General features: G+C 37.7%; 7 protein-coding genes. 1 reads left to right on the forward strand and 6 read right to left on the reverse strand.

What is annotated here, in order from left to right; all coding sequences use genetic code 11:
* Nucleotides 1-168: 168 nt before the first annotated feature.
* On the forward strand, nt 169-2,052 hold the full coding sequence (locus tag H3R28_RS02065) for a tetratricopeptide repeat protein (RefSeq protein ID WP_198209066.1): 1,884 nt from the start codon (nt 169-171) through the stop codon (nt 2,050-2,052).
* Here H3R28_RS02065 and H3R28_RS02070 read toward each other — a convergent pair.
* The 6 genes from H3R28_RS02070 to tsaD form a co-directional block, all read right to left on the reverse strand.
* The gene (locus H3R28_RS02070; RefSeq protein WP_198209064.1) at nt 2,042-4,969 is read right to left on the reverse strand and encodes a [protein-PII] uridylyltransferase; all 2,928 of its coding nucleotides are present in this window, start codon (nt 4,967-4,969) and stop codon (nt 2,042-2,044) included. The two genes, H3R28_RS02065 and H3R28_RS02070, sit on opposite strands and share 11 nt — an antisense overlap.
* 63 nt (nt 4,970-5,032) lie before the next feature.
* The gene (gene mutS / locus H3R28_RS02075) at nt 5,033-7,675 is read right to left on the reverse strand and encodes a DNA mismatch repair protein MutS (protein WP_198209062.1); all 2,643 of its coding nucleotides are present in this window, start codon (nt 7,673-7,675) and stop codon (nt 5,033-5,035) included.
* 27 nt (nt 7,676-7,702) lie between these two features.
* Entirely contained in the window at nt 7,703-9,256 is a 1,554-nt protein-coding gene (gene murJ, locus H3R28_RS02080) for a murein biosynthesis integral membrane protein MurJ (protein ID WP_198209060.1), read from the reverse strand.
* 77 nt (nt 9,257-9,333) lie between these two features.
* A complete protein-coding gene (locus H3R28_RS02085) occupies nt 9,334-9,822 on the reverse strand; it encodes a glutathione peroxidase (RefSeq protein ID WP_122123753.1) in 489 nt (162 codons plus the stop codon).
* Between the two features lie 87 nt (nt 9,823-9,909).
* Nucleotides 9,910-10,872 (reverse strand): NAD(P)H-dependent glycerol-3-phosphate dehydrogenase, encoded by a 963-nt coding sequence (locus H3R28_RS02090; protein ID WP_198209058.1) that lies wholly within the window; start codon nt 10,870-10,872, stop codon nt 9,910-9,912.
* Nucleotides 10,873-10,901: 29 nt separating this feature from the next.
* A complete protein-coding gene (gene tsaD / locus H3R28_RS02095; RefSeq protein ID WP_198209056.1) occupies nt 10,902-12,002 on the reverse strand; it encodes a tRNA (adenosine(37)-N6)-threonylcarbamoyltransferase complex transferase subunit TsaD in 1,101 nt (366 codons plus the stop codon).
* Nucleotides 12,003-12,047: the final 45 nt, after the last annotated feature.

Here is a 12,047-nt window from a genome sequence, read left to right on the forward strand (position 1 = left end):
TGTTTATTTATAAGTTAAAATCAAAGATTATGATAGAGACTAACCTTATTTAATACTGTTATTCTCATAATAGAATAAAAAAAATGTATAACGCACGAAATTTTAAACCAATAAATTTGTATTGATTAATTTTTGATCATTCTTCTGTTTATAAAGTGACATTTGTTTATGACAAATTATAAGCTGTTGATAAAATTGGGTATGGATTACATATCCGAGGGAAAATTTCAAGAAGCGGATCAAGTTTTCTTTGAAATTTTAGAAAGCAATCCTGATGAACCAGATGCATTATATGGGCGCGCACTTGTTTTTTATATGGCCAAAAGATTTGATCTATCCATAGGTTTCGCAGGTAGGGCCGTCCAACTTTTGTCCAAACCTGAATATTATGTAATTCTTGGGAAAGCGCTGCATTGTCAGGGTCATTTAAATGAGGCTAAATCAGCGTTAAAAAGTGCAATTATTTTACAACCATCCGATGATCGGGCATTAAACGCCATAGCTAGAGTTTATAACGATTTAGATGATTATACACGTGCCGAACAGACATTTAAGCAGGCGGTTGAATTACAACAGCAGATATTCAATTATTGGAATGATTTGATCGATTTTTATTGGGATCGGCATTTTTATGAAACGGCTTTGTCGGTTGCACAGGAATCTGTCAGAAATAATCCAGGAGAAATAGATTTTCTATTTAAACTTACATTGGTTTTGCAGGCGTTAAATTTATTGGATGAAGCTGTTATTGTTTATAAGAAAATTATACATTTAAAACATGATGATTACGGTGCCTATGCTAATTTGGGGGGGATATTATTTCAATTAAATCAAATTGATGAAGCCAAACATTATTTGGAAAAAGCATTTGATAAGCAGAATGACAATTCAGAATGTCAGGTTAATTTGTCCCTTGTTTATATGGCAGAGGGATCATTGCTGAAATCTCTAAAGTTACTGAAGAAGGTTTATGACAAATTTCCGGCAGATCTGAAAGTAGGCTTGAATTTAGGTACGTTATTTTTTGAATTAGGAATGATTGACGAGGCTGAAAAACTATATATTCGGTTGTTTCATGATGATAATTTTCATTTTTTGTCAGAGGAAGATCAGAACAGAATAAAATATAATTTGTCATCGGTATTATTGGCCAAGTGTCAATTTAAAGAAGGCTGGAGACTTATGGAATCTCGTCATCCTTTACTTGAAATTGCTCCAGAATATTCTGATATACCTTTTTGGGACGGGAAAGTGCTAAAAGGCACATTGCTGATAAGATCAGAACAGGGATTGGGGGATATTCTTCAGTTTATCCGGTATCTACCATATTTAGATAAAAACCTTTCTATAATTTTGGAAGTTCCTTTACCAGTATATCGATTGGTTGGATTGGTTATTGTTCAACAAGAATTAAATAATATTTGTAAAGTTATTGTAAAAGGGGAGGAAATTAATCAGCCAATTGATTTCCAGGCAAGATTAATGAGTTTGCCCTATTTGTTAGATATTAATTTCATTCCAATTATGCCTACAGTTATTCTTGATAAAACAAGTGAAATAGTTTTGCATGAAAACAAATTTCATGTTGGAATTTGTTGGGCAGGCAGTCCGGATTATCGATTTGACCGAATAAGGTCTATATCTTTTAAATTATTATCAAAGTTATTTTCAATTCAACATGTGATTTTTCAATCTTTACAAATTAATTTTTCTCAGAAATTACTTGATAAATATAAAATATTGACTTTACCACAGGGTGATTTACTTGATACAGCCATAATTATGCAGAAAATGGATTTGATCATAACAGTTGATACTGTAATAGCGCATCTTGCCGGTATTTTAGGTAAAGAGACCTGGCTTTTAAACCGTTATGGTGGGGACTGGCGATGGTACAATCAAAGTCCCGATATACCAAAAAAGAATTTGTGGTATCCAACTTTGACATTATTTAAACAAGAAAAAGCGGGGAATGGGGAAGAGAGCTGGCAAGCTGTCATTGATAAGGTAAAACTTGCATTGGAAAAGAAGGTAAGTAAATTTATAAATTGATATTTTCTGACTGAGGTTGATGTTGTGTTACCTTAGATTTTTCAGATTGTTGACCAGTAATTTTTTCTTCAGCTTGGTAAAGTTTTTGAAGAATAGCGTCTCTTATGAGAGACAATTTGGTTTTATCTTGAATTTTTAGACCAAACGCGTCTTTAACATAGAAAACATCCACAGCTCTAATACCATAAGTTGTAATATGGGCGGAACTTATCTGTAGATTTTGTTCCTTAATAGTCTTTGTCACATCATAAAGTAAACCAATCCGGTCACGTCCATTAATTTCAATGACGGTAAAACTGTTAGAAGCCTGATTATCTATAACAACACGGGGAGGGACATGAATTGCCCGCATACGTCTTCCATATAACAGGTGATGGGAATAATTATATATGCATTGTTCTATGTCTGTTTTCTGTTCGAGAGTTGAATGAATTAATTCCTCAACTCTTTTCAGGCGGTGGGGTTCATCAAAAACATCTTTGGAGGCGTTTTGTATCCAGAATGTATCCAGAATCATGCCATTTGTGAGGGTGTGAATTCGTGCATCCACAATGGATGCCCCAGCAATCGATAGGGCACCTGCGATTTTTGAAAATAAACCGGAGTGATCCTGTGTATAGATGGTGACTTCTGTGACACCACGGTCATGAATGGGATGGGTATGGACCGTTAGGGGAGAGCTTGCTTGATTCGCTTTTGTAATTATTTCCGCGTGGCGCAAATATGTGTCTTGATCAAAAGATAGCCAATAACTGGCATATCCCAGCTTGATAAAATCATCAATTTCCCATGAATTGAATTCTTTGCTATTCAACAGGTTGGTGATATTATCTTTACTCTGGTGGACTCGGGTATCTTGTTCAGCAGTTGCAAGACTTCCTTCTAAAACCTCGGATATTCGGTTGTAAAGTTCGACTAAAAGGGTGGCTTTCCATGCATTCCAAACTTTATCGTTAACGGCACGAATATCAGAAACGGTTAGTAAAAATAATAAACGAAGACGTTCTGGAGATTGAATGGTATCAACCAGATCCAAAATTGTTTTTGGATCATCGATATCGCGTTGAAATGCAGTACTGCTTAAAAGCAGGTGATGAAGGATAAGCCAGGAAACGGTATCTGATTCATCGGCTGACATATGCAATCTTGCACAAATATTAACCGCCATTTGAGAACCAAGTTCAGAATGATCTGAACCTTTGCCTTTGCCTGAATCATGAAGAAGGGTGGCAAGATATAATGCCCGTCGTGACTGTAATCCCTGAATGAGTTTGTAGGCAAAATGTAAATCCTCGGGATAATATCCTGCTTCGAGTAGCGCCAAAAGTTTGACAGCTTCAATACTATGTTGATCAACGGTAAATACATGATAGGTATCAAATTGCATCTGTCCCACCATATGACGCCATTCAGGAATGAACTGACCCAATACACCTGTTGTATTAAGGATTTGCAGCCAATGAAAATTATATTGTTCGTCCGAGACTGGGTCAAACGGAACAGCTATCTGACGTTCATTTTTATTCTGGCTTAGACGTTTATAGCGTGCCTTTGAAGTAAGTACTTTCGGTATATCGCATAACAGATCAAGGAAAATATGGGAAGCCTCTTTGTCCCCACGTAATAGGTTGGTCTGTCGTTCCGCTCTGATCATTTGATGAATTGCCAGAGGATGAATGGCACGTTTTTGGGTCTGGGCAATCTTAAGCATTCGCATCATGTAAATGGGCTGATTGTCAAATGAAATTTTTGGCGTTGGAAAAAGCTGGTTTTCTAAAAGGGCAAAACCGGTATGTTCAAGAAATTTATTGTTTTGGTAATCGGTTATTTTGAGCCGTTGGGCATGAAGATATAAAGCCGCCTCGATAACATAGGTTAAACGCGTTATTTCGCGGGCCGTAAGAAAATAATGTCGCATAAATCGTTCAACACCGACTTGTTGTCCATGTCGTGTGTATCCCATCCTCCCCCCAATGATGGGCTGCATATCAAAAGTCAATCGGTCTTCAGCTCGTCCTGCGATATAGTGCAACTGAAAACGAACCGTCCATAAAAAATTATGCGCTCTCCTTAAACGTCGAACCTCTTGTTCATTCAGTACATTCAAGGATCCGATATATGGATTGATAAAGATATTGTCCTGCTGATTTAACCCGAGGATATAGCGGCATTCCCAATGAATTGTCTGTAAGTCTCTTAGCCCTCCCAAACCTTCTTTGATATTAGGTTCAACTAGATATGGAGTTTCTCCAAATTTTTTGTACCTGTTTTTTTTCTCTTTACGCTTTTCCTGAATATAACGAACATCACCCACGGTTTCATGGGTCCTTTTGAATTCAATACTAAATTGGTTGAAAAGTTTCTGATCTCCGCTTACAAAACGTGAATCAAGTAAAGTGGTCAAAATGGTTATGTCTTTTTGTGCTGTTGAAAGACATTCCGAAATGGAACGTGTGGCATGACCAACTTTTAACCCTAAATCCCAAAGAAAATATAAAAATTGTTCAATCGTATTGAGCAGATTGCTTGAGGGATGCTCAGACGTTAAAAAAAGAAGGTCAATATCACTGAACGGGGCAAGGGCCTTTCTTCCATATCCACCTGTCGCGACCAATGCTATGGAATGTGTGGCGATATCTGTGGAGGGTAAGGTTTTATAGATAAAATCAAATATAACGGTAATTAAACCGTCAATATATTCGGCCAATTCCGTGGCGGCTTTCAGTCCTGGAATTTTGGATATCTCAAATTCGGATTGAATTTGTGTCTGTATGCGCCCGAGATGACGTCTGAAAATTTGAAGCAATTCCTCTCTGGATAAATCTGGATTATTATTTAAAACCTTTTGAACGTAATTGCGAAGAGATTCTGTCGCTTTTTCAGGGTTAGAGGAGAAATTAAGTAAAGATTGCTTCAATTTATTTAACCAATTTCATAATAGAATAAAGGGCATTTACAGATAATAATTAAAAAAAAATCATCATCTATCAATAACTTTTTTTAGTTTATAAAGAATATTTATGGCATCCATTGGAGTGATTTGATCAGGATTGATTTCTATAAGGGCAGTTTCTATTTCATTAAGCATTTTTCGTTTTTTAGTATCAAAATTTACTTGGGAATGATCCTGATTTCCAACCGTTGCATCAGTGTCTGATAGAGGAAGTGAGATTTGGGAACCATACTGTTGCGTTTCAAGAGTTTGTAAAACCGATTTTGCCCTGTTTAACGTTGTTGTTGGAACTCCTGCTAACTGTGCGACATGAATACCCCAACTATGTTCGGCTGCGCCAGGCACTACCTCATATTGGAAAATTATGGAACCTTTCCATTCTTTAATTTTCATGGTAAAATTTTGTATAAATGGCAAATGATGGGTCAATTGTGATAATTCATGAAAATGTGTGGCAAAAATTGTACGACATTGTATCGTATTATGCAAGGTTTCTAATATAGCCCAGGCGATGGCCAATCCATCCAGAGTTGAAGTTCCTCTTCCTATTTCATCAATTACAACAAGAGAACGGGGACCAGCCTGATTTAGAATTGAAGCTGCCTCGGTCATTTCAACCATAAAGGTTGATCGGCCATTGGCAAGGTCATCAGAGGCACCCACCCTTGAGAACAGGCGATCGACAATTCCAATTTCGGCATTTGTTGCAGGTAAGGGCAAACCACTTTGTGCAAGAATGATGTTTAGGGCGACTTGTCTTAGGAATGTTGATTTTCCGGCCATGTTAGGACCTGTAAGCAGCATAACCCTTTTATTGTTGGATAAATTGCAGGAGTTGGGTGTAAACTTATCAGGATTTTGTAACGCGGCCTCAACAACTGGATGGCGTGCGTTTTTAAGTGTGAAGCGTGTATCATTGGTTAAAGTTGGTACACACCATTCTTGCGAGGAATAAAGCGTCGCACATGCCTGTAAAACATCAATGACAGCAATGGCGTTTGCCAGAAGCGGCAAATCTCTTTCCCGTAACGTTTCCTCAATCAGCTTATCAAAAAGCATCTTTTCATATTCTGCAGAAATGGAGGAAGATTCAAGGATCTTTGTATTTAAGATATTTAATTCGTCGGTTGTATAACGTGCAAGATTAACTGTTCCCTGTCTTAAAATCAGTTCTGGACAATCTTTTAATTTTGCGGCTGCAGTACGACTGAGCTCAATGATATATCCCAATTGGTTGCTAAATCGAATCTTTAATGTGGAAATATCATATTTTTTGCAGTATTTTTGTTGCAAATCAATAATTATTTGCCGGCTTTGCTGATGAAGATGACGGTAAGTGTCAAGCTTTTCATCATAACCCTCTTTGATAATTGAACCCTCTTCCAGTTTAAGGGGAGGATTTTCCATCAAGGCTTTGGTTAAATTTTCAAGAAGGATGTTTCCTGATAAAAGATAATGCTTGATTTTATGGATATAAGGTGGAGTTCGATCAATTTTTTTTTCGTATTTCGACAAGATTTGTGCTATTTTTCTGGCAACATGCAAACCGTTTCGTATGGATGCCAGATCACGGGGAGAACCTCTGCCGACCGAAATTCGACCCAGAGAGCGGGCAATGTCTGGCGAACCTTTCAGGGTCTGGCGTAAAAGGGTTAGAAGCTGTGTATTTTGATATAGATAAATCCATCCTTTTTGTCGGGCTTCAATTTTATCGATTTCAGTCAGGGGTGACGACAGCCAATTTGCCAACATTCTTGAACCTGGTGCCGTAATGGCACGGTTAATGCTGGAAAATAGGGTAAATTGGTTGTTGCCAGCATTATTTTCAAGAATTTCAAGACTGTTTCTCGTTGCTTGATCAATAGCTAGGATTGATTCGTATTTTTGTGATTGAGGACGTGATAATTGTGGAATTCTACCATTTTGTGTTTGGCCAATATAGGTGATCAGTTCATATCCAGCAATAATTTCTTCATTTTTGAAATCACCTAGTGCGGATAAGGAGTTGATATTGAATAAAGTCGCAAGTTTTTTTTGAGCAATCTTGATATTACTGATTTCATTCAATATTGTTTGACGATTTTCATACGAATTTAGATATAATTGATTGGGTGCCAAGATTTCAGAGGGATTGATACGGGCTAAAAAATCATCTAATTGAAAGGATTTGAAATAGCTAGTTTCAAAAATTCCTGTTGAGATATCAATCCATGCCGCTCCCAGATTGGAGGAATTTTTTTTAAGGTCAGGGATGATACAAAGGATATAATTTGGTTGAGAAGCGTTTAATAATTCATCTTCGGTCAGGGTTCCTGGAGTGATTAAACGTATAACAGCTCTTGAAAGCGGGCCTTTTTGATTTTTTCCTCTGTTTTTTGGACTTTCTGTTTGTTCTGCAACGGCAACCTTGAATCCTTTTTTGATGAGACGAGCAAGATAGGTTGCAGCAGTACCAACGGGAACACCACACATGGGAATTGGCTGTCCGGCATGGGTACCACGAGCAGTCAGGGCAATATCGAGTGCATTTGCCGCCGCTTCTGCATCATGAAAGAACAGTTCAAAAAAATCACCCATTCTAAAGAAAAGAAGGGCATCAGGATGTTCTTTTTTAAGAGAAAACCATTGTGCCATTACGGGTGTGGCACCTTTTGCAGAAGGAAGTGTCATATATACCTGTTTAAACTGCTTTTTTATTTATCGTTTCAAAATTCTTTGTCTGACTTTTAGGCAAGTCGAATTCAAATCAATGATATCAAGAATGTGAAGAATTCCTCCATAAACAAGTCCGCCTGTTAATACTAAAATAGAAAGATCTATTATACGAAATAAAATTGGGTTTTTAATTATATTTTGAAAGAAAATCATTTCTGTCAAAAATATGCTCAAACTCATGATGAATGCGGCAACAATCATATAAATGATACGTTTTATTATAGAAACTGGTAGGTAAAACGCATCTTTCTTCCATAAAATGAAAGTAAGGGCCCCGACATTAGCAATGGCCGCAATACTGCTTGCCAGAGGGGGGCCCATATGGGCAAGAGGATACATGAATATAAGATTCAGGATGAAATTCAACAAAAGGGTGAATATACCGATTTTTACAGGAGTAGATGTATCACCTCGGGCAAAAAAAACAGGAGATAAAACCTTGATAAGGATAAAGGCTGGAAGGCCAACTGTATAGGTCCGTAAGGATTGAGCTGATTTATAGACAGCGTCAAGATTAAAAGCACCATGACCAAATAAAGTTGAAATTATAAGAGGGGCCAAGGTAAATAAACCAAAAGCTGCAGGAAGTGTCAAAAGCAAACAATAATCAAGAGTTTTATTTTGAATGGATAAGGCAGCTTCTTTATTTCCGGTATTAAGCTCTTTTGTCAATAGGGGTAATAGGGTTGTTCCTGCAGCAGCCCCCAGAACACCAAGGGGTAGCTGATTAATTCGGTCAGCAAAATACATGACTGAAACGCTACCGGTCGGTAACAAGGTGGCGATGATTGTATCAATGGTTAAATTGATCTGTGTGATGCCACTTCCAATAATACCGGGGGTCATCTTCGTAAAGAGTTTTTTGATACTTGGACTTAATTTTGGCCGATGGAAAAGGATAGTGATACCAGCTTTTCTTGCCGCTAACCATAAAATACCAAACTGGGCCACTCCTGAAATTGTAACTCCCCATGCTGCAGCCCATGCTGCGTTTGGCATAAAAGGGGTTAACCAGAGCAGCGCGGCAATTCCAAATATATTAAAACTGACATAAGCAGCAGCGGCAATGCTGAAATGATGTAAACTGTTCAAAACACTAGCCAATAAAGCTGCTCCACAGATTAAGATCATATAGGGAAAGGTGATACGGCTTAAAATAATGGCTTCATGATAACGATTTTTATCGGTGGTAAAACCTGGAGCTATGATGTGAAGCAGTTGGGGCATAAAAATTTCACCCAGTAAGGTGAAAATCAACAAGATGAATATAAGAATATTGAACGATTCATTTGCAAAATTCTTAGCCTCGTTGATATTTTTCTTATCAAGAGTTAGGGTGAATAAGGGGACAAAAGCGGCGTTAAAAGCGCCTTCACCAAATAAACGGCGAAACATGTTTGGTAACCTAAAGGCAACCTGATAGGCATCCTGTAAAGAACCGGCTCCAAGAAAGGCGGCAAGCAGTTGATCCCGAACCAGTCCCAGAAGACGGCTTAACATGGTCCATCCACTGACTGTTAAAAGATTTTTAAACATTGAAACCTTTACCAAGGTGAAGGTGTTTTATAAAACAATATTATTTAGTTATTATCATTATTTAGTTATTATCAGATTTATAAATCATAGGCTACACGTTCAACCGCATTAATAAATCTCTTGGATGAAGGACGTGTTAAACATGAATACCAAGATGACAACTTACCCTGACGGCTTATAATATATTTATAGAAATTCCATCTTGGTTTTGATATATATCCCCCTGCTTTATTCAGCCATTGAAAAAGTGGAATGGCCTGTTTTCCCTTTACATGGCTTTTTTGGGCCAGAATAAAATCAATACGATAACGCTTAAGACAAAAATTCCTGATTTCTTCATTTGTTTCAAACTCTTGATTGCCGAAATCACCGGAAGGAATGGCGATAATATTCAAATCCCAATTTCTAAAATAAAGCCATAAATCCTGTAAATCTTCATATTGAGGCGTAAATTTACAATGAGACGCGGTATTGATAATTAATAAAGGCTTACCCTGGAATTTACCAAGGTTAATACTTTCTCCTGTAGAAGAGGATATAGTTAAATCATAGAGTGATGTGGTCATTATATATGTTATGGATTCAGTTTCGTTGACAAGATTTTTAAAATTTTTTTTATTATATTAAATATTATTTCAAATATAAATGTTTATTTATTCGAAAGGAATGGGACGGGACATCAATCTTTCCTTTGCTTGATGAATGGTGATTTTATCACTTAATATGGCGGCGACTGTTTCAATAATTGGAACGTCAATATGATGGTTTTGCGCTCTTTTAAGCAAGGCGGGAGTGGTTGTAACGCCTTCTGTCACGACAGTTCTTTCCTTTAGGATGGCGTCAAGTTTTTTTCCATTACCTAATTCGATTCCTAATGAATAGTTTCTAGATGACGTTCCCGTGCATGTCAAAATCATGTCTCCCAATCCAGCCAATCCTGATAATGTTCTGGGAGATCCTCCCAATCCGAGACTGAGTCTCGAGAGTTCGCTAATACCACGGGTTATTAGCGAAGCACGGGCATTTTCCCCCAAACCGGCCCCAATTGCCGCTCCTGCGGCAATTGCAAATATGTTTTTTGCAGCACCGCCAATTTGAACACCAATGGGATCATCATTTTTATAAAAACGAAAATTAAAAGTTGAAATTTCATCTGAAATTTCCTGGGCCATTTGTATGTTTTCAGACGCGATAACACTGGCTGTTGGTAAATTTGCTGCTACTTCGTGAGCAAAATTTGGGCCTGACAAAATGGCAATATTCTGTTTTGGCACAAATTCTTCAATTATCTCTGATGGAAATTTAAGGGTTTGCTGTTCTACACCTTTGCAGCAGACAATAATCGGACATTGTAAACTACTGATATTCGGTAGAATGGAGCGGATAAATTGAAGGGGTACTGCCAGGAAAATAAGGTCGGCATTCTTTGGAAATGAATTATGGACCTTAATATTATCTGGTAAAGGGAAATTTTTTAATCTTGAAAGTGTTTTTGTATTCGGATCGGGAAGCTCTTTTCTACTCCATAAATATACGTTGGCGTTTGTACGAGCAACATGAATGGCAAGGGCTATTCCCCAAGCGCCGGCACCAATGACAGCAATCGATTTCTTCATGTTTCATAATCCTTCAAATAATAAAAGACTTATTGTTCAAAACGAGACTTCATTTCAGACAAAGGCCAACGTGGACGAGGTATCAAATCAATGTCGTTTGGAATAAAATTATTTGTAATGGTCTTTTTTAAAATTTCAATTGCTGCCCATCCAATCATAACTGCGTTATCCGTACAATAACGAATTGGAGGTGCTATAAATTCCATATTATATTGACTGGCAAGTCTCATTAGATGAAACTTTAAATATTGGTTGGCCGCAACCCCACCAGCTGTCGCAAGAATTTTGGTTTTAGGGGCCATTTGAATGGCATTCTCTAATCTGTTGATAATGGTATCCGTTATAGTTTTCTGGAAACTCGCCGCAATGTCAGCTGCCAAAGAGCGTGGCAAGCAAGATAAGTCCTTATAGGGTTCTAGTAAATTAGCCACTGCCGTTTTAAGTCCGGAAAATGAGAAGTCACATCCGTCACGGCCATATAAAGGATGAGGCATGATGAATGCATTTTCATTTCCCTCTTTTGCCAAGGCTTCAAGGGCTGGACCACCAGGCCAGGGAAGTCCAAGCATTTTTGCAACTTTATCAAAAGCCTCGCCAGCCGCATCATCAATAGTACCTCCCAAGTGTTGATATTTACCGACATCGCCAACATAGATACATTGACAATGGCCACCTGATGTTAAAAATAATAAATAGGGAAATTCTATTTTCTTGCTTGAAATATCCGGTAAACGGACAGTAAGGGCATGAGCCTCGATGTGATTGATACCAATAAAGGGAATTTTTTTTGAAAGTGCCAGACCTTTTGCAAAACTGCTGCCAACAATTACCCCACCAATTAAACCGGGTCCGCAGGTTGCGGCAATGGCATCAATTTGACACCAAGAAACTTTTGCCTCATCCAACAATGAATTTACCAAAGAAGGAAGATGGTGCATATGAGCACGGGCAGCTATTTCTGGTACCACACCACCAAAATGAACATGTTCCTTTTGTGAATGAACCTTTTCTCCCAAAACCATTCCGTCCGAACGAATGATTGCGCATGCTGTATCATCACAAGAAGATTCAATAGCCAGAATTTTAAAGCAGTTATTTGTTTTTATACGTGTTTGGTGTATGGATATCATAATGAATATTTTTCTTTTAAAGAGAATATGAGCATAAATATAGAT

It is taken from the genome of Commensalibacter sp. M0268 (assembly GCF_016101925.1).
In the GTDB taxonomy this organism is placed as follows: Bacteria; Pseudomonadota; Alphaproteobacteria; order Acetobacterales; family Acetobacteraceae; genus Commensalibacter; species Commensalibacter melissae.